This window comes from Pseudomonas sp. QD4 (genome assembly GCF_049199125.1).
Classification (GTDB): domain Bacteria; phylum Pseudomonadota; class Gammaproteobacteria; order Pseudomonadales; family Pseudomonadaceae; genus Aquipseudomonas.
On sequence record NZ_JBLZOM010000001.1, the window covers coordinates 2,163,752 to 2,180,641 of the forward strand.

The following is a 16,890-nucleotide window of genomic DNA, read 5'->3' on the forward strand; positions in this document are numbered from 1 at the left end:
GCTGTACCCATCGACAACAAACCGGTGGAGAACAAGATCAGCCCATGGGCGCTTGGACGCTCAAATTGGTTATTCGCAGGATCGCTACGCAGCGGAAAAACGGCAGCAGCGATCATGAGCTTGATCCAGTCAGCTGGCATGAAGGGGCATGATCAGTATGCCTATCTTGAAGATGTGCCGACGGGCTGCCGACACATCGGGCAAGTGAGATTGGAATGCTGTTACTCCAATGCTGGATTCAGTCATCGTCTCAAGCGCTTACTCATCCTTGAGCTTGCCCCATGCTCAGCAAAACCTTAATCGAGTGGATTGAATGATCGATTCATGGCTACCACGTCACCATGGGTCGGGTTCGGCCCGAGCCACTTGAAATGCTCAGGCAATTGATCTCGCTTAGCGGCTGCTTGCCCTTTGATAGCTAACGATAACGCCCTGCGCATAGTCTCAGCATCGTAATCACAGCAATAGCCCGGTGTAGACGGTTGTTGTCTCCAAGACTCCTCAAGCGAGCCTCCGTCAACCGGATCGAATCCTATTTGATCTACCAGAGACATCACTGTTTCTTTGGCTTTCTCATCGTCACCCGCTACCGCTGCTGCCAAACGACCTGGTGTACCGTCCGGAACGCCCAACTCTGCCAATGTGTAGGCAAGCACATTGTTGAAAGCTTTGATCACCGGTCGCCCAATCTGCTTCGTAACCCAGACGCTTTCCGTCATCCCTTGATCAATTTCAGCGATGCGGGGATCGCGCAAACCAGGATAGTAGTTGCTGGTATCCACCACTGGGATGCTGTCGGGTAAGGAGGTAAAGAGGTCAGAAGGGAGTGCGCTCAACGCTGGCAGAGGTATCGACAGCACTACCACATCCACACCATTTACTGCGCCCCGAATGTCTACGGGTTCAGCCCCAATCTCATCGGCGAATGCACGAACGCCGCTGACACCTCCAGAATTTGCCACGCGGATGTCATGGCCAGCAGCTCGTAGCTTACGAGCGATGGTGCCGCCGATATTACCTGTTCCAATGATGCCGATTTTCATGGTCAAGCCTCATTTATCGTTTGCTTGCACCGATTCTAGGAGGCTGGTGTAATAATGGTAAGTACCCACCAAAAGGTGGGTAGCAAACCTTCGGGAAAGAAATGGAACGGGACTGGGATTGCGGCGATCCGCAAAATCGGCTGAATTGGGCCGAAGCAACGACTGAGACTCTTCGCGTGTTGGAAGGGAAGTGGAAAATCATCATCTTGTGTCAACTTTTCGCAGCCAAAGGTGCGCTTCGCTTCTCGGATCTAGAGAAGCTGATCGAGGGAATAAATCAAAAGATGCTGATTCAACAGCTAAAGCAGTTAGAAAAGGATGGCATCGTGCTTCGCACGGTATACCCGCAAGTGCCCCCCCGGGTGGAGTACCAACTTACCCAGATCGGCCATGCACTCGGGCCGTCAATCCAGGCACTGATCGAGTGGGCCGAGATGAGGCGCGATCACATTTGATTGCTGTCGAGAATCTGCCGAACAGTACGCTCTGCCCCTAGAAGGTAGCTGTTGAAGCGGTTTTTCCGGAAGCTTAAGAACATCGTTGGCAGGGCCTCAGCGAGCGCAAATAAAGGTGGTCAAGGTTGCGATGGCTTTTAGCCTTGATGCCAGCTAGATTTGGGGCTTTCTACGATCAAGGAAGGATATGAAAAAGCTCATCGCAGTCATGGGGATGTGTGTCGCACTTGGTGGTTGCGCTACATCGCACTACACCGCAGGACGAGACTTTCCGTCGGCCAGTGTAGCGAGCATCACCAAAGGCAAAACGACGACTACTGAGTTGAAGTCCCTGTTTGGTGAGCCCTACGCCAAGAGTGCTGTCAGCGAGACTGACGAAAAGTGGATCTACACCTACACCAATGGCTCAGCCCACGCCCAAAGCTACGTGGTCACCATGAAGGTAACGACTACGGGCACTCAGAAAACCCTCGACGTCTTGATCCGCAATGACGTGGTAATCAATTACACGTTCAGCGAAGGCCCCGCTCCAGGCACTACCACTGCGACGAACTAAGTTCGCCACCTTGCCATTGGGCGACCCACCGCGCTCAGTACGTTTTTGATGGAGCAAGATCATGGACAGAACATATGCCTTCGTGGATGAGTCCGGGAATTCCGACATTGATACGTCAAAGGGAGGAAGCTCGGGCTTTTTCATCGTGTGCTCCATTCTGGTGGCAGAGAAAGACCTGGAAGCTGCTTATGCCCAAGCTGAAGCACTCCGCATGCGTCATTTTCAAACAGGTGAGATCAAATCCAGCAATCTGAAGCCCAAAGATTCAGATCGCCGTGCCCGAATCCTCAACGAGCTAGCTGAGCTGCCATTCAAGCTCTATTACACCGTCGTTGATAAGTCCAGAGTTCACAAAGACGGCGGCCTCCGTATCAAGACCTCGTTCATAAAATACGTGAACGGGTTGCTCTATGAACGTTTGTTCCGCGCATACCCTGACCTCCAGATGATCGTAGACGAGCATGGTGGCCAGGAATTTCAGCAGAGCCTCAAAAGCTACGTTGCAGAACGATTCGTGGACGACCTATTTGGCGATAAAGATGCCTTCCAGACGATGGCCAGCAAGGACAACGTTTTGGTTCAGGTTGCAGATTTTTTCGCTGGTTCAGTCGCTCAGATCTACGAAGAGAAAGCTTCGGAAGAAGCAGTTCTTGCCTACAAGAAAATCCTCCGCAGCCTGACTCTTGGAATGCTTGAGTGGCCATCCAAGTACCAGTCTCTTCTGCCACCGCCTACGAATGAGTCTGGATATGCTGACTACCAGGTACACCAGGAGGCTCTCCGCCAGGCCGACCGCTTTAGCGAGCGGGTTGGTGACCACCCCGATGAAGATGAGCGACTGCAGCTAAGCATCTTGCGGTTCTTGAGATTCCAGAGCGAATTTGTCACCAAGGACTACGTACTGACTACGGAGATCATGGCCCATCTAAAAGGCAGCGGACTGGGAGAGGTCAACGGCCAGAGAATCCGTTCCAGCGGCATTGCCAAACTACGCGATGCGGACGTCATCATCACAAGTGCGGCGAAGGGCTACAAAATTCCCCAGACGCGTGCAGACATCAACGACTTCTTAGAGCGGGCATCCGGCATCGTCGTTCCTCTTCTCGAACGCGTTAAAAAAGCGCGCGATGTGTATCGGCTGAGCAGTCGAGGAGAATATGACATCGTCTCTGCCAACCTTACTGAGCTAGCCAGGCTGCTTGCCGCGCTTGAGCCATTTGCGGATGACTGATATCTAGAAAAAGATCTGAACATAACGAGCCTGCAACACTCGGTAGCATAGGCAATCCTCCTTGGAGTTGAAACACAGGCCTTCTGGGGCAAGCTTGCAGAAGAGCGATGCGTTTTCTTCGTTGGCGTTTCGAGGGCGAAGCATAGGCTCGTGCTGACTACCTCTGAGCTACGCCCTCGACCCAGGAGTTCAAAGAAGCGATGGGACGAGCGAAGAACTCAGCACGGCGAGTTCGTCAACCACGTTGCTAGGCATCAAACCTGCTCGCTGCATGCGTGGAAAGGCTAAAACCCTTGGGGGAGCTATACCGTAATGAATCAACCTAAAGTTCTGCAGGCGAGACGCTCACCTTTTCGTCATAGGCTAGGAGGCACCTGATGTTTTCACCGTTCAACATGGAAGATCTGGCAGCAGGGGCGGTCGAGGCATTCAAACTGCTGGGAGATGCTCGTGCAATTGCCGTTTTGGTATCAGGCGAATGCACAGCTGAGTTGATCAACACCGATTTCGGTGTCAATTATTGGCAGCTCATGGTGGCTCTTCCTATCCCCCTGTACTACGCCATGACAGATGTAGAACGCGAAGCTACCAGTAAAGCGATTTATGACGTAGTGACCCCGTTCTACTCAACCCTTCATGACGAGGCCTTAAACGGGGTGACCATTGCCCCACGTATTGGGGAAGCCTGCGAAAATTGGCGAGAAGAAGCTATCCGATATGTGAAAGGTGAAGGTGTCACCAACCAGGGACGAGTACGAAGCGACAATATTGCCTCGAGGGAACATCAGGGGCTTCTATTTCGCTCTCAGGCTGAGGTCACTCTGTTCACAGCAATGACACGAGCACAGCTCGCAGTCGCTCCGCTTCCAGTCTTCGTACGGATAGGCAAAGCCTACAATCGTCTCGAGCCCGATTTCGTAGTGGTGTTCAAAGGTCTGACTTTCATTATTGAGGTCGACGGAGATACCTATCATCGCGAATCGCCTGCCGATGCTGATAAGCGCTTGGTTCCTTTGACGTGGGAAGGCGTTGAGGTCAGAAGGATACGAGCCTCCGAGCTATCAAGTGACAACGCCGCTAATGTCGTAGTTAAAGATCTGATAGATTTCATGACAAAAAGGAAAGCAGCTCGTTGACTCCACGTGCAGTGAAAGCCGGCAACCTAGCTTCTCGCGACCCAGCTGATAGACTTTCATCTCAATACCGCGAGCGCGCCTCGCGCTTGAGGCAACAGGGATGAAACTCACCCAGTAATGGATTTGAAATCTTGGCAAATCGACGCACGGCAAAAACACCAAAATCGTTCAAACGACCAGCCCCTTATGGTCGCCCAAAACGATGGTTTACCAAAGCTTTCGCTGCTCTGGCATCGCTTGGACTTTTCAGTTTGCTGATGACCACAGCCTACAATTTTTTGGTAGGAGACGTAACGCTATCGTTCGTTAAACCACATGGCCGCTATTACGACTTCGACCTAAGAAACGATAGTCCAGCAGACCAAATCGTTAAGCGTTTCAAAGTAGATTACCCACCGCAGAAGCCCATTGCCCATGCCACTCGCACAGTTGTCGCTAAAGCTTCCGGCTCAGGGGGGTACGAGCTTCCAGGTGGCAACAGTGGCTGGATTCCAGTGACTGAGTTCGACGAACTGAACGGGTGGATTTTACCTGCTGATAAAGTCACCCCGTTTATCATGCCTCCGACGAACAGCAAAAACCACCTGCAGTTGGATGCGGCGGTGTTCGACATCACGTTCGAGACAGAGCCTGCAAACGCTACGTTGAAAGTCATTGATGACATTTTGAAAGCCCTCAAGCTGCGCAATCAAGTCACACAACAGAGGTATCTGGTCATGGATAATCTTTGGATACCTACCCGCGCTCTCAGTGTCGCCGAGGCAGTGAGGCTTGCGTGTAGAGACGATGACTCGCTATCAGACCAATTGTGCCCTGCTCACGCAGGTGGTTGATCGAACCTTGCCTTGACGGGTGGCCAACGAGCCTCACAACTACCGTTCGCGCTCTGGGCCGACCACCATTGCAAGCCCCTTATCCCGGTGACTGGCTACTCGCTGCACTGCTCGAATACACCGTACTCAAGGAATTACAATGAGTCGAGGCAAAGAGTTCTTCCAGGGAATGACGAAGACGCAACTGAAAGAGATGATCCAGGGGAGGATCGCGGAGGTCAATTTCGGACAAGAGTATGAGTCCTCCATCATCGCCGACCTAATTCATCAGAAACATTACCACTGTGCAGCGCAAGATCTGCGCCCTACCCGCTTTCGAAAGCTACCCCGCCCAGGAGCAGTTTACGATTTCCAAGGCTACTTTCCGGGTCATGGCTGGCACGGAGTCTCATGGACGCAATGCATCAACCCTCGAGACGAAATGGCTTGGCTGGATCGCGCACTCCGGGATGCTGCGCATCCTATAATTTCTAGCTACAAAGCGATGCATCCTTTATGCGAACGATGCAAGAACAGTCCGACGACCGAAGTTGACCATGTGGCCCCCGAGTTCAAAGTTATGGTCGCCCAGATCATTCAGACGCTCAGCACTTCCCAGCTTGAGGAAATATTTTCCCGCTTTGACTGGCTGGACAAAGAGCCGTTCTCATTGCCGACAGGACACTCTGCTTTACAGCTCCTCCATGACGCTCACCAGACCGCAACTCTCCAAGCGTTGTGCAAACCGTGCCATGTAATCAACGGCAACGAGCGCCGGCGCCTAACAATATAGATGCTCGCTATATGGCAAAGAAAATACCTCGCGGGATAATTCTCAGTCCCTGACATTGCTGGCAAACGAGCCCTGTAGAAAGGCTCCGTAGGGTATAATTCATAGATCTAACGGCTACGAATTTGAGGTGGTGTTTACATCCCGCGAAAATCAGGTTGGGTAGGAAAATGTATTGCCGATAGACCGACGGAAAATCACTGCAGAACCCGAGGTGTTGGATGGAGCGTTCGAGAGAGGCGCAAGAACTCTCGCAGGCTCGAACGACCATTACCTCGCTGAAACGTGGCGAGTACATAGCGAGAATTCTCGGTCGTCATCACCCAAAATCGCCCTTCACGCTCGACTTTGACCACATCAGAAGTCCTGATCAGATGGCCGTCACCAAACCGCCCATACTGGTCTTTACGCTTGTGGCCAAAAAAAACCCCGATGCCTGCGCGCGACCTGATGGAAACACCGCAAAGGTAAGCCGTCACCGGCACATCAAAGCCTTGCTCCTGAGCTTTAATGATTCGTTTGAGATCGAAATCTGTATGGCGCTTTCCGTGGAAATTCACATCTAGGGTGTCGAGCATTGTGGGCTCCGGTTGCGGTCTGTATGGAGTTATCAAGAATTGCACACGCGACCAGACGCGCTGGTATCGTGGGGGATTACTGGTAAATTTCAGGCTGATCGAATCATGGTTTCGAGAAAAATTAGCCGGCAGTTCTGTAGTAACTGAATTTGAAAACCTGGGCGGTGTGAGTTGTGGTAAACGGCTCCACTTTCCACCTCCATCAGACTGACTTCAAAGTCGTTATCATCACCGACTGTCACCTTAACGACACGATCCATACGCCAGCCATCGCAGTTATTCATCCAAGGCGGGGTGACCACTTGCACGTCGACTATCACTTCCCCTGCATTTTGCTGCACAAGCATTTGCTGCAGCCTGTGCTCACCTTCGATCATTCGCGTGAACTCAGTGCTTCGACTCTGCTCGCTGATTCGAACGGTCAAGTGATACCAGTGCGATCTGAGCACCCGTGACACGCCCTGCCAGTGCATCAAGCCTTCGCCAAACAATCCCGGAACGCCAATAGCGTCTGAGTCTTCGGTTCTGAACATCAGGTGCCTCAGTTTTCTGCGGACGCAAAGCAGCCCGGTTGGTTAATTCAAAATAGAGAGAAGATCTCTTTGATGGTTGCTGATTTGCGATGACCCGGCCCGAGCAGCACATAGACGCTATTCCGAGTTTCGAACAGAAAGCCGTCGTTGAACGCAGTGCCCATACTCGACCTGACCCAGTGGCCAGGTTCAAAACGTCTCTGCTCGTCATCCACGACCTTGTGCGCAAACATAAACATTGGTTGGCAGCCTGCGGCGGCTACTTTAGCTCGCTCTTCGTCGGTGACGATGGCGTCTAGGATGATCCATTCCTCGACGGCGCAGAGGGGCATCCATTTGTAGCGCTTTCTGGCTGCAGACATCGCGTCTTGGAGGCTAACTTCTGAGCCAACTAAACAGGCTCCAGGGTCTCCGAAAAGCCCTGTATCGATCACTCCAACCATGTACAGCCTCCGAAATATTCTACGAGTAAGACGCCTGCTCAGCAGAGGCTTGCTGGAAAGTCAGCGCGCCGGTCTTCATGCCGAGCGAAACGCTCTCATCTAATTCCCACAAATTGCCAAAACGAGCTTACGGAAGCTTCGCAATGGGCCGTCCTGACCGCTGCATGCGCAATACTACCTCATTCTGGTATTTAACGGAAACCCTCCTGTGTGGCTATATCCTGACTTTTGAGTGAGCCATGCAGCTTAGAATCGCACTCGCGGGCGCCATCCGAGCACTGCGTAAGCAGCGTCAACTTCGGCACGAAGACCTTTCTGACGCCTCCGCGAAATCCAAACTCAGCGCCCTCGAGCGAGGCGAAACAAGTATTACTCTTGAGAAGTTCGAGAGCCTTGCTGAGGGCCTTCGAATAAACCCTCTAGCCCTCCTAGCTCTTTGTATGTCCCAACAGCAGGACACCCCCTACCCTGTCCTTATTGATGCTGCTTTAAAGCAGCTGCAAGCGTTTGAGAAAGAAGGAGGTCTTGGAATTCTTGCTGAACAGCTCACTGATGGAGCGATTGCCCCCCGTAAGCCTGGAAAGCCTCAGAACAAGGGAAGCGAAAGCGTCGTTCGCGAGCTTAAGACTGCTGGAATGAATCAATCGCAAATTGCGCGGGAGACGGGGCTAGCTCTATCGACTGTGCATCGATATTGGAAGAGGATTAACGCTACCGAATCTAGAGCTGATTGTTAGAGGACAATGCTGGATTGACGCAGGTGCTCTCAGAGGGGGCGGTGCGTTGAGATTGGCCTACACGACAACTCGAGGCCAAGCGGAAAGATCGGTTTGCCGCCAAATAGCTTCGATCACTGGATAACCTTATTTCCGGCTTAATCCACAGCCCCCCCTGCGCACGCGAACCTCATAAGCGATGGTGCCAGATATTGATTCAATATTTACATAAATGCGACATTAATATCTTTTTTTTCGACATCATGAAATCTCTGCCCTTGAATTCGTTTTTCAAAACCGGAGATCTATATTTTGAACTCAAAAGAAAAGCAGCATTGCCTGGGCCTCCCCAGTTTCATGTTCTAAAAACCGTCGTGTTTGCTGGTTGCTTTTCAAATCTGATCCTTCGATCTATAGGCTTCTTGAGCTCATTTTCAACAAAATGACATCGTTTAGGGTTGCGCCTCCGCACCCTCATAACTACTCGCCCATTTGGGGCCGAAGGCCCCGGCTCCTTTTTGCCATCAAAAGCTAAGCTTTTCACTTACTTTTTTTGGTAAATCCGAGGCTCTGCGTGATCGAAAATCGAAAAATCCAGCGAATCAGCAAGAGGCATTATTTCGCCCCGAGCCTTCGTAACTATCCCCAGCATCAAGGACGAGAAATTTTCTCTGTGATATACAGCTCACCGCTGAGTCGCCGTTGATAAATAAACACCGCCTCAGTGGCTCGAGGTTTCTCTCAGCAACGCCGGATGGATGGTTAGATAGATTTCCCGAATCAACCTATATTTGCGAACACGTTACATATGTAAACCTCACCTAGCCACCACTAAGCCAAATAAAATTGATTCTTGGCTAGATCGTTAACCCAAGGTAGCAAAGCAATTAGCCGAGCGCTGCAAACTTTGTTTTATAGTGGCAATGCTCATTTTTTTACTTTGTAACTTACATTCTAAGACTGCGTCCCTACGCGCAGTTACTACGGATATGCCGCCCGACCCAAAAAAACTTTGCCGACGACAACTTTACCATCAACGATTAGATCTCTATTATCTCAGTATAGATTTCAACATCCTCATAGTTAAGAGTATGCCCTAGGCATACCGTTTAAATAATACGGAATGCTCCTTGACGCCCAGACAAAAAACATTTCTCATGTATTGACAGGCCGCAGGTACGACACCGGGCTTCAGAAAAAATGGGGGTGCTGACGGTCATGATGGCGAGCACTTCCGAGATGTTGATATGCAAAAAAAAATCGCTCAGGGCACAGGCCATGTCGTTGAAAAAGAAAACGCGCAAATCTTAAATTTTTCAAAACTACGCCTGGAAGACTTGTTCAGGAACTTTATTGAGCAAGCACACACTGATGAAAAAAATCACCTCTGCAGTGCTAATGAGAGAAAAAGAACTGTCCTGATCACTAGGGTTAATGATTTCGGCAGCACTCAGAAAAAGCCTGCATCTAATGATTGACGCCAGTAACTTGAGAAGCAAAATGGCAGACGAGATCAACTGCTACACCGCCGAGGACATCAGCGAGCTTGCCAAGGTAACTCTTGAGACCCTTGCTTACTGGAGAAAACACGGCAGAGGCCCGAAACCTATACGCTTCGGCTCTGCTTACTTATATCCAAAAAACGCTGTGATGGAGTTCATTGGTAGTTTGATGGAAACAGATTCTGACGACTTTATCAGGCGCTGCATTTAAAAAAAAGGGGGCCAGATGGCCCCCTTGTTTTTTATGCCGGGGCGCCATTCATATCACCGAGCTTCTGCAAGATCAGAGCGAGCTGGCTGTCGACATTTTTCAAATCTCCCTGTTTGAGATTTAGAGCATTGTAAGCTGCATGAACATCAGTCGCTTTGACGTGTGTATAGCGCTTCAGTGTTTGCCAGTCGCGATGGCCACTCATTGAAGCGACCTGGGGTACGTTAAGGCCAAGGCCAAAGAAGTCGGTAATTGCTTTATGCCTTAGGTCGTGGAATCGAACCGGACGTGTCACTCCCGCAACTGCCCTTGCACGAGTGAACGCGGTAGACACAGACTTGGGATTGTAGGGAAAAATGCAGCCTGACTGGCGACTCCCAATGACCGTTTCGACTATCTGCCAGGCAGATGGAAGCAATGCAACTGTCTCATCGTTACCCTCTTTGTCACTCGGATGCTTACGGTCACGAATGATGACAGTTTTATTTTCCATGTCTAAATCTTCAATTCTGATCCCACAGATTTCCGACTGTCGCATGGAGGTGAAAAGTCCGAATTTGATGACCTGGGGCATGTCGATCTTTTGGCGCTTTTTGTTGGCGTAGGCCGCAATAATGGCGTCAACTTCTGACTGAGTCGGCAAGCATTCAACCTCTCGGCTTTTGATCCTCATTTTGTGATTGGTCTTGAGGCTTTTCCGAGCTTTGTCTGCAAGGTCGGGATCTACATCTAGGTGCTTACTGTCATAGCAATAGCGAAGGACAGATGACAGCAGGGAGAGATCACCGGCGATAGTCTGGCCCTGTACGCCCTCCTTTTTCCGATCATTGATGAACGAATCCAGGTGGCTCTTCGAAAGCCGTTCGATGCCGATTTTGCCAAATCTTTTCTTCAACGCCTTGTAGATAAACAGCGCGCTCCGCTGAAGGGTTCGCCCACGCTGTATGTAATCGAGGTAGTCATCGATATAATGAGCGACAGTTGAACCCTTGGGGGCCGCCGTCCTGCCTGTAGCCTTGATCTCTTCAAGCTGACGCTCCTTCTCCTTCGCGAATGTCTTCGCAAGCTTTTCGGTCACGAACGTTGCGCTGATCGGGGTGATGCCCTTTTTCCGAATGAGGGCGCGCCATTTGCCACTGGGGAGCTGGTGTATCGAAGCCATACTTGTGTTCACTCAATGTTCATTAACCCGTACCCCGATGCATACCTTTTTGCACACGGCGTGTACCCCAGGTGTACCAAAACCGTCATTTTGGGCCTGAAATGCACACGCAGGATAGCACTAAAATATGCTGGAGACCTTTAAATACAAGGCTTTATGAATCGTAAATTTAGTGTAGCCCCGATGATGGATTGGACCGACCGCCACTGCCGCTACTTCCTGCGCATTCTGTCCAAACATGCCCTGCTCTACACCGAGATGGTCACCACCGGTGCGCTGCTCAATGGCGATCACGAGCGGTTTCTGCGTCATAACCCGTCCGAGCACCCCCTGGCTTTGCAGCTGGGTGGCAGTACACCGGCGGATTTGGCGGCTTGCGCGCGGATGGCGCAGGAGCATGGTTACGACGAGGTGAATTTGAATGTGGGCTGCCCCAGTGATCGGGTGCAGAACAATATGATCGGTGCGTGCCTGATGGCGCACCCGGGACTGGTGGCTGACTGCGTGAAGGCAATGCGCGATGCGGTGACGATTCCGGTGACGGTGAAGCACCGCATCGGAATCAATGGTCGTGACAGTTATGAAGAGCTGTGTGATTTCGTTGGCCAGGTGCGGGATGCGGGTTGCACCAGTTTTACCGTGCATGCCCGGATTGCGATTCTGGAGGGGCTTTCGCCCAAAGAGAATCGCGATATTCCGCCACTGCGCTATGACGTTGCCGCGCGGTTGAAGGAGGATTTCCCGGAGCTGGAGATTATCCTCAATGGCGGAATCAAGACCCTCGAGGCCTGTCACGAGCATTTGCAGACCTTCGATGGGGTGATGCTGGGGCGTGAGGCCTATCACAACCCCTACCTGCTGGCCGAAGTGGACCAGCAGTTGTTTGACAGCACAGAGCCGGTGATTTCCCGCGCCGAGGCGCTGGCCCAACTTCGCCCCTACATAGCCGAACACCTGGCTGCGGGCGGCGCGATGCACCATATCACCCGGCATGTGCTGGGCTTGGGCACCGGGTTTCCGGGGGCGCGTAAATTCCGCCAGTTGTTGTCGGTGGATATCCACAAGGCCAAGGACCCTTTGGCGTTGCTGGATCAGGCAGGGTTATTGCTGGAAGGGCGTTGAGCCAGACGCTATTTGCTGCGATTGCCCAAATACCGCCAGGCCAGTCGCATGGTGCTTTTTCCGTTCGGCGTAAAGCCAGGGCAAGCATTCGCCAGCTTCGCCACTTGGCAGTATACTTTCGCCAGATGGCAAAAAGAGGTGATTCCATGGCCGCTCAAAGCGAAACCCATCACTACCAGTCCCAAGACCCGACCAAGCCCCTGCAACTGCTGTTCGGCAACCGGCCTCCTCGCGCCCATGACGCCTTTGAGGTGCATGAGCTGATTGAAAAAGGCTTTCCGTCGGACGCGGTGATCAACTTTGTGCAGTCGGTCACGCGCTTCAAGGACAAGCAGGTGTTCGGCAAAATCATCGGCCTGTCGGAGCGAACCGTGCAGCGGCGGATCAAGAATCCAGAGCCTCTCACTTCGGAACAAAGCAGCAGTGCCTGGCGCCTGGCCAAGGTGTTGAGCAAGGCCGAGGGTGTGCTGGGCGACCTTCAGGAAGCGGCGAACTGGATGGTCACACCCGCACTGGGCCTGGAAAACCGTGCGCCCATCGATTTGCTGACCACCCAAGTCGGCTTCGAGCTGGTCGATGATTTCCTGACCCGCATGGACTACGGGGTTTATTCTTGAGTCCTGCCCCACTCGCGCCGACCGAACTGTACTTCTGGCGACTCGACCGCTCGGAACACGCCGCCACCTGGTTCAGCGGCATCGGTGCGGAGCTGGGCGGCGGTCGCTGGAACTCCAAAGGGGTCAAAGCGGTGTATGGCTCTGCCGATCCTTCCACCGCCATCCTCGAAGTAGCCGTGCATAAAGGCTTCCGCGCCCTTGATTGTGTCCCCCATGTGCTGACCGCAGCGCGTATCCTCGATCCTTCCCGAGTCCCACGGATTGTGCCAAGCCAGATTGCCAACCCCAATTGGCTGATACCCGGAACTCCCAGCCTGGGACAACAGAAGTTTGGTGACGAACTGCTGGAGCGCCATCCGTTTATCCTGATTCCTTCGACGGTGTCCCGACACAGCTGGAACATCGTCATGAACCCGCAACTGGCCCAGGGGCTGTACGAAGTGGTCCAGCAAGAACGCTTTGCCCTGGATACCCGCCTCAATCCACCGCCCCACTGACCATTTGCGCCCAAGCAGAGCGGCCGCCATCACTCCACGCGACCGCCTTCGATCAATTACCCGGAACCTGTCGGCTATTTTGGCATCGTAGTTAGCGCATAGCGCCTGCGCATTCAAACGCCTGTTCTCAGGGAGTTGCCCCTGCAGCCGACGATACGCCTATGCGCCCTTGAGCCGCTGTCAGCGCTCGGGTAATGTCACCAGACCCACAGGACAGAGCACGCCCATGACTTCCAAGCTGGAACAACTCAAACAGATCACTACCGTCGTTGCCGATACCGGCGACTTCGAAGCCATTGCCCGGGTCAAGCCGGTGGATGCCACCACCAACCCTTCGCTGCTGCTCAAGGCTGCGGCCATCCCAGGTTATGCCGAACTGCTCAACGCCTGCGTCAGCGACTGCAAGGGCGATGTGGGCCTGGCCAGCGACCGCTTTGCCGTTGCTGTCGGCCAGGAAATCCTGAAAGTGATTCCGGGGCGCATTTCTACCGAAGTGGACGCACGCCTGTCGTTCGACACTGATGCCATGCTGGAACGCGCCCATCGCCTGATCGGGCTGTATGAAAAAGCCGGGATTGGCCACGATCGCGTGCTGATCAAGATCGCCTCCACCTGGGAAGGTATCCGCGCCGCCGAGAAGCTGGAGCGCGAAGGTATCCAGACCAACTTGACCCTGCTGTTCTCCTTCGCCCAGGCCGTCGCCTGCGCCGAAGCCGGGGTGTTCCTGATTTCCCCCTTCGTAGGCCGCATCTACGACTGGTACAAGAAAGCCAACGGCACCGACTACAGCGGTTCCGACGATCCGGGTGTGCAGTCGGTAACCCGTATCTACAACTACTACAAAGCCAACGACTACAAGACCGTGGTCATGGGCGCCAGCTTCCGTAACCTGAACCAGATCGAGCAACTGGCCGGCTGTGATCGCCTGACCATCAGCCCGGACCTGATCGAGAAACTGGCTGCCGACAACGGCAAGCTGGAACGCAAACTGGCCCCAGGCGCAGCAGGCGAAGCCCGCCAGAGCTTGACTGAGTCGCAGTTCCGCTGGGCCTCGAACGAGGATGCCATGGCCACAGAGAAACTCGCCGAAGGCATTCGCCAGTTCGCCCGCGACCAGGAGAAACTGGAAGCCCTGCTGGCCGCCAAGCTGTGAACTGATCCACGCCCAAGCAAAAAAGGGCGAACCCGTGAGGGTTCGCCCTTTTTTATGCGCCTGGCGCCTTAATCGATCAGTGACGCTCCAACGCATTCACTAGGTCGTGAAAGGCTTCGCGGTTGGAGTCGTTGAGCCCCATGAGGATCTTGTGCGCTTCCAGCACCTTGATCCGCACCACTTCTTCCGACTGATCCTGAGACGGCAGATCAGTCAGGCATTCCGGGCAGGGAATCGGACGATCAACGATGTTGAACACCTGATCGAAGCCCATCGACTGCAACAGACGGGTGATGTCTTCGTGGGTGGTGACGACCGTCGGCAACAGACCGACCTTCTGCCGCGACAGGATCGACAATTTGGCCAGCAGGCCAAGGGTGGTGCTGTCGATGCTGCGGGTTTCGGTCAGATCGATCACGATGGCCGAGAAGTTCAGCGCCGTGAAAATCCGCTCAATAGTCGCATCCAACGCCGAACACAGGGTCAGGCGTACTTCACCGACGAACTTCAGGACAAAGGTGCCGTCCTGCTCGGCGAACTGGATTCTACCGGTACTCATTAAAGATTCCTGCTCAACACCAACAGGGCGATATCATCCGGCATCTCCCCTAGCGTGGCCAATCCAAAAACCTGCCGCAGACCATCCAGGCTGCCGCCTGCCGTTCTTACCCGTTCAGGCAAGGCGGCTTCTTTCTCTTTGAGTGTGGGTTCTGGCAAAAGGTCCAGAATGCCATCAGACATCAGCGTCAGGCTGAAGGTCGGCGGCAATTCCAGGATGTGGTCTTCATAGGTGGCTTCAGTGAACAAGCCTACCGGCAGACCGCGCCCTTCCAGGTAACGCACACTGCTTGGCGTGTACAACACAGGCAATGGCAGGTGTCCGCCAATGCTATAGGTCAACAAACCGGTCTCCTCGTCGATGACTCCACCGACCATAGTGACGTGTTTACCCAGCTTACAGCTGATCAGGCCACGGTTGATATGGCCAAGGACTTCCGAAGGCTTGAATTCTGGCAATGTGCCATTGCGCTTGGACTCGAACAACAAGCGCGTGGTCATGAACTTCAACAGGACAGTAACGAATGCTGACGAGGCGCCATGACCGGAAACGTCCGCCAGGTAGAAAGCAACCCGGCGCTCGTCGACCCTGAAGTAGTCGACAAAATCCCCCGACAGGTACAACGACGGGATGATCTGATGGGCGAAGTTGAACTCATCAATCGACCAGGGGCTAACCGGCAGCATATTCATCTGCACCTGGCGCCCGGCATTCTGATCTTCCTGCAACAAATTCAGGCTGGCTTCAAGCTCGCGGTTGGCGGCTTCAAGCTTCTCGCGGTAACGCTGGTTTTCAAGCAGCAACCGCGCACGATCCAGGGCCCGACGCACCGAGTGCTCGAGCACTGCCAGATCTTCCAACGGTTTGATCAGGTAATCCGCCGCACCAAGACGCAATGCTTCGACCGCGTCATTCATCACGCCCGCACCCGATACCACGATCACCGGCGTTTGAGGTGCTATGTCGGTTACCTGACGGATAAGTTCGAGGCCGCCCATCTGCGGCATGCGCAGATCGCAGATCACCAAGTCGGGCTTCTCTTGCTCGAATACCTGAAGACCCTGCTGGCCGTTGCCGGCCTGAAGGACGCTGAAGCCACTGTCTTCCAAATAGGCCGCGAGGCTCGCGCGCACTACTTCGTCGTCATCGATTATCAGCAGCGTGGCACTGGTTTTTTGCATGTGGGCAAACGGCGCCAGAATTAGGTTGGCGTAGGCGGCGAGGCTGAGACCCGGCGCACACTACTGGATTCGCTTTCTAGCCACTCTGGAGTTGGAGCCAAGGCTCGGAGCCCTGCACGCTCGTCCAACAGAGGTGCCCTTCTAAGGCGCAGACGGTACTCCCATCCGCGGGGCGTTTCAAGCTCACGCCGATGGTCGCCTGGCGTCTTTACACCGCAAATCACCGGGAGTTATAAAAACAGGCAAAACCGCAACGTAATCGCAGGACGGAACCCATGAGCCAAAACGAACGGGACTACAGTGAAAAGCGCGATTACATTCGCATGCGCGTGGATGCAGAGGTCACGCTGATTCATCAGGGGCAAGTGATTCCAGCCGTCTGTATCGACCTTTCCAGCAGCGGGATGCAGGTTCAGGCGACACGCTCGTTCAAGGTCGGTGATCGGCTCAGCGTGCGTATCGACTCCGAGCATACAGCGCTCAGAGGGCTGGAAGCAGAGACCGAAGTGGTCTGGGTCACCGAGCTTCAGGACCACACTCAGAAACTTGGCCTTACAATCCTTAAGATGAACTGAACCCTCGCCCACGAAAAA

The 16,890-nt window shown here is 53.4% G+C and carries 21 protein-coding genes and 1 pseudogene; 15 read left to right on the top strand and 7 right to left on the bottom strand.

Going from position 1 to position 16,890, the window contains the following annotated elements:
- Nucleotides 1–272 (top strand): annotated as a pseudogene (locus ACOZJV_RS09780) (IS66 family transposase); the annotation flags it as partial.
- A 24-nt stretch (nt 273–296) separates the two neighbouring features.
- On the opposite strand, the gene ACOZJV_RS09785 reads toward ACOZJV_RS09780, so the two are convergent.
- The gene (locus tag ACOZJV_RS09785; RefSeq protein WP_421547489.1) at nt 297–1,043 is read right to left on the bottom strand and encodes an NADPH-dependent F420 reductase; all 747 of its coding nucleotides are present in this window, start codon (nt 1,041–1,043) and stop codon (nt 297–299) included.
- A gap of 101 nt (nt 1,044–1,144) precedes the next feature.
- On the opposite strand from ACOZJV_RS09785, the gene ACOZJV_RS09790 reads away from it, so the two are divergent.
- The 6 genes from ACOZJV_RS09790 (at nt 1,145) to ACOZJV_RS09815 (ending at nt 6,026) form a co-directional block, all read left to right on the top strand.
- Entirely contained in the window at nt 1,145–1,498 is a 354-nt protein-coding gene (locus ACOZJV_RS09790) for a winged helix-turn-helix transcriptional regulator (protein WP_103496976.1), read from the top strand.
- A 187-nt stretch (nt 1,499–1,685) separates the two neighbouring features.
- On the top strand, nt 1,686–2,054 hold the full coding sequence (locus ACOZJV_RS09795) for a hypothetical protein (RefSeq protein ID WP_096143194.1): 369 nt from the start codon (nt 1,686–1,688) through the stop codon (nt 2,052–2,054).
- A 61-nt stretch (nt 2,055–2,115) separates the two neighbouring features.
- A complete protein-coding gene (locus tag ACOZJV_RS09800; protein WP_421547490.1) occupies nt 2,116–3,285 on the top strand; it encodes a DUF3800 domain-containing protein in 1,170 nt (389 codons plus the stop codon).
- 377 nt (nt 3,286–3,662) lie between these two features.
- Nucleotides 3,663–4,421, top strand: a complete 759-nt coding sequence (locus ACOZJV_RS09805) for a hypothetical protein (RefSeq protein ID WP_078048987.1) — start codon at nt 3,663–3,665, stop codon at nt 4,419–4,421.
- Nucleotides 4,422–4,552: 131 nt separating this feature from the next.
- The gene (locus ACOZJV_RS09810) at nt 4,553–5,254 is read left to right on the top strand and encodes a hypothetical protein (RefSeq protein WP_421547491.1); all 702 of its coding nucleotides are present in this window, start codon (nt 4,553–4,555) and stop codon (nt 5,252–5,254) included.
- 139 nt (nt 5,255–5,393) lie between these two features.
- Nucleotides 5,394–6,026 (top strand): hypothetical protein, encoded by a 633-nt coding sequence (locus ACOZJV_RS09815; RefSeq protein WP_421547492.1) that lies wholly within the window; start codon nt 5,394–5,396, stop codon nt 6,024–6,026.
- Between the two features lie 194 nt (nt 6,027–6,220).
- Here the strand turns inward: ACOZJV_RS09815 and ACOZJV_RS09820 are convergent, their stop codons facing one another.
- The 3 genes from ACOZJV_RS09820 to ACOZJV_RS09830 form a co-directional block, all read right to left on the bottom strand.
- Nucleotides 6,221–6,601: a hypothetical protein gene (locus ACOZJV_RS09820; protein ID WP_421547493.1), complete on the bottom strand. Its 381-nt coding sequence runs from the start codon at nt 6,599–6,601 to the stop codon at nt 6,221–6,223.
- An 89-nt stretch (nt 6,602–6,690) separates the two neighbouring features.
- A complete protein-coding gene (locus tag ACOZJV_RS09825; protein ID WP_421547494.1) occupies nt 6,691–7,134 on the bottom strand; it encodes a hypothetical protein in 444 nt (147 codons plus the stop codon).
- A 47-nt stretch (nt 7,135–7,181) separates the two neighbouring features.
- A complete protein-coding gene (locus ACOZJV_RS09830) occupies nt 7,182–7,577 on the bottom strand; it encodes a DUF6957 family protein (RefSeq protein ID WP_421547495.1) in 396 nt (131 codons plus the stop codon).
- A gap of 239 nt (nt 7,578–7,816) precedes the next feature.
- On the opposite strand from ACOZJV_RS09830, the gene ACOZJV_RS09835 reads away from it, so the two are divergent.
- The 3 genes from ACOZJV_RS09835 to ACOZJV_RS09845 all read left to right on the top strand — a co-directional run bounded on the left by ACOZJV_RS09835 (nt 7,817) and on the right by ACOZJV_RS09845 (nt 10,006).
- Nucleotides 7,817–8,314 (top strand): helix-turn-helix domain-containing protein, encoded by a 498-nt coding sequence (locus ACOZJV_RS09835; RefSeq protein ID WP_421547496.1) that lies wholly within the window; start codon nt 7,817–7,819, stop codon nt 8,312–8,314.
- 1,226 nt (nt 8,315–9,540) lie between these two features.
- Nucleotides 9,541–9,771 carry a hypothetical protein gene (locus ACOZJV_RS09840; RefSeq protein WP_421547497.1) on the top strand — a complete coding sequence of 77 codons (231 nt, stop codon included), beginning with the start codon at nt 9,541–9,543 and terminating at the stop codon, nt 9,769–9,771.
- 22 nt (nt 9,772–9,793) lie between these two features.
- Nucleotides 9,794–10,006: a hypothetical protein gene (locus tag ACOZJV_RS09845; RefSeq protein ID WP_307517074.1), complete on the top strand. Its 213-nt coding sequence runs from the start codon at nt 9,794–9,796 to the stop codon at nt 10,004–10,006.
- A 31-nt stretch (nt 10,007–10,037) separates the two neighbouring features.
- Here the strand turns inward: ACOZJV_RS09845 and ACOZJV_RS09850 are convergent, their stop codons facing one another.
- Nucleotides 10,038–11,168, bottom strand: coding sequence for a tyrosine-type recombinase/integrase (locus ACOZJV_RS09850; RefSeq protein ID WP_421547498.1), 1,131 nt, complete (start codon nt 11,166–11,168; stop codon nt 10,038–10,040).
- Nucleotides 11,169–11,324: 156 nt separating this feature from the next.
- On the opposite strand from ACOZJV_RS09850, the gene dusA reads away from it, so the two are divergent.
- The 4 genes from dusA to tal all read left to right on the top strand — a co-directional run bounded on the left by dusA (nt 11,325) and on the right by tal (nt 14,557).
- Nucleotides 11,325–12,290 (top strand): tRNA dihydrouridine(20/20a) synthase DusA, encoded by a 966-nt coding sequence (gene dusA, locus ACOZJV_RS09855; protein WP_421547499.1) that lies wholly within the window; start codon nt 11,325–11,327, stop codon nt 12,288–12,290.
- Nucleotides 12,291–12,436: 146 nt separating this feature from the next.
- Nucleotides 12,437–12,907, top strand: a complete 471-nt coding sequence (gene parS / locus ACOZJV_RS09860) for a type II toxin-antitoxin system Xre/ParS family antitoxin (protein WP_078471239.1) — start codon at nt 12,437–12,439, stop codon at nt 12,905–12,907.
- Nucleotides 12,904–13,404, top strand: a complete 501-nt coding sequence (locus tag ACOZJV_RS09865; protein ID WP_421547500.1) for an RES family NAD+ phosphorylase — start codon at nt 12,904–12,906, stop codon at nt 13,402–13,404. Before parS ends, ACOZJV_RS09865 begins: the two co-directional genes overlap by 4 nt.
- Before the next feature lie 226 nt (nt 13,405–13,630).
- Nucleotides 13,631–14,557, top strand: a complete 927-nt coding sequence (gene tal, locus ACOZJV_RS09870) for a transaldolase (RefSeq protein WP_421547501.1) — start codon at nt 13,631–13,633, stop codon at nt 14,555–14,557.
- Nucleotides 14,558–14,633: 76 nt separating this feature from the next.
- Here tal and rssC read toward each other — a convergent pair whose 3' ends face one another.
- Nucleotides 14,634–15,116 carry an anti-sigma factor antagonist RssC gene (gene rssC / locus ACOZJV_RS09875; protein ID WP_068587814.1) on the bottom strand — a complete coding sequence of 161 codons (483 nt, stop codon included), beginning with the start codon at nt 15,114–15,116 and terminating at the stop codon, nt 14,634–14,636.
- Entirely contained in the window at nt 15,116–16,297 is a 1,182-nt protein-coding gene (gene rssB, locus ACOZJV_RS09880; RefSeq protein WP_078471236.1) for a two-component system response regulator RssB, read from the bottom strand. The genes rssC and rssB overlap by 1 nt, the downstream gene beginning before the upstream one ends.
- Before the next feature lie 275 nt (nt 16,298–16,572).
- Between rssB and ACOZJV_RS09885 the strand changes: the two genes are divergently transcribed.
- Nucleotides 16,573–16,872 (top strand): PilZ domain-containing protein, encoded by a 300-nt coding sequence (locus tag ACOZJV_RS09885; protein ID WP_078471235.1) that lies wholly within the window; start codon nt 16,573–16,575, stop codon nt 16,870–16,872.
- Nucleotides 16,873–16,890 lie beyond the last annotated feature (18 nt).

Bases quoted from the DNA above. Each gene is read 5' to 3' on its own strand.
- ACOZJV_RS09815 (WP_421547492.1), top strand. From the start codon at position 5,394: ATGAGTCGAGGCAAAGAGTTCTTCCAGGGAATGACGAAGACGCAACTG.
- ACOZJV_RS09825 (WP_421547494.1), bottom strand. From the start codon at position 7,134: ATGTTCAGAACCGAAGACTCAGACGCTATTGGCGTTCCGGGATTGTTT.
- rssC (WP_068587814.1), bottom strand. From the start codon at position 15,116: ATGAGTACCGGTAGAATCCAGTTCGCCGAGCAGGACGGCACCTTTGTC.
- dusA (WP_421547499.1), top strand. From the start codon at position 11,325: ATGAATCGTAAATTTAGTGTAGCCCCGATGATGGATTGGACCGACCGC.
- ACOZJV_RS09795 (WP_096143194.1), top strand. From the start codon at position 1,686: ATGAAAAAGCTCATCGCAGTCATGGGGATGTGTGTCGCACTTGGTGGT.
- ACOZJV_RS09805 (WP_078048987.1), top strand. From the start codon at position 3,663: ATGTTTTCACCGTTCAACATGGAAGATCTGGCAGCAGGGGCGGTCGAG.
- parS (WP_078471239.1), top strand. From the start codon at position 12,437: ATGGCCGCTCAAAGCGAAACCCATCACTACCAGTCCCAAGACCCGACC.
- tal (WP_421547501.1), top strand. From the start codon at position 13,631: ATGACTTCCAAGCTGGAACAACTCAAACAGATCACTACCGTCGTTGCC.
- ACOZJV_RS09845 (WP_307517074.1), top strand. From the start codon at position 9,794: ATGGCAGACGAGATCAACTGCTACACCGCCGAGGACATCAGCGAGCTT.
- rssB (WP_078471236.1), bottom strand. From the start codon at position 16,297: ATGCAAAAAACCAGTGCCACGCTGCTGATAATCGATGACGACGAAGTA.
- ACOZJV_RS09835 (WP_421547496.1), top strand. From the start codon at position 7,817: ATGCAGCTTAGAATCGCACTCGCGGGCGCCATCCGAGCACTGCGTAAG.
- ACOZJV_RS09820 (WP_421547493.1), bottom strand. From the start codon at position 6,601: ATGCTCGACACCCTAGATGTGAATTTCCACGGAAAGCGCCATACAGAT.
- ACOZJV_RS09840 (WP_421547497.1), top strand. From the start codon at position 9,541: ATGCAAAAAAAAATCGCTCAGGGCACAGGCCATGTCGTTGAAAAAGAA.
- ACOZJV_RS09885 (WP_078471235.1), top strand. From the start codon at position 16,573: ATGAGCCAAAACGAACGGGACTACAGTGAAAAGCGCGATTACATTCGC.
- ACOZJV_RS09790 (WP_103496976.1), top strand. From the start codon at position 1,145: ATGGAACGGGACTGGGATTGCGGCGATCCGCAAAATCGGCTGAATTGG.
- ACOZJV_RS09785 (WP_421547489.1), bottom strand. From the start codon at position 1,043: ATGAAAATCGGCATCATTGGAACAGGTAATATCGGCGGCACCATCGCT.
- ACOZJV_RS09830 (WP_421547495.1), bottom strand. From the start codon at position 7,577: ATGGTTGGAGTGATCGATACAGGGCTTTTCGGAGACCCTGGAGCCTGT.
- ACOZJV_RS09800 (WP_421547490.1), top strand. From the start codon at position 2,116: ATGGACAGAACATATGCCTTCGTGGATGAGTCCGGGAATTCCGACATT.
- ACOZJV_RS09850 (WP_421547498.1), bottom strand. From the start codon at position 11,168: ATGGCTTCGATACACCAGCTCCCCAGTGGCAAATGGCGCGCCCTCATT.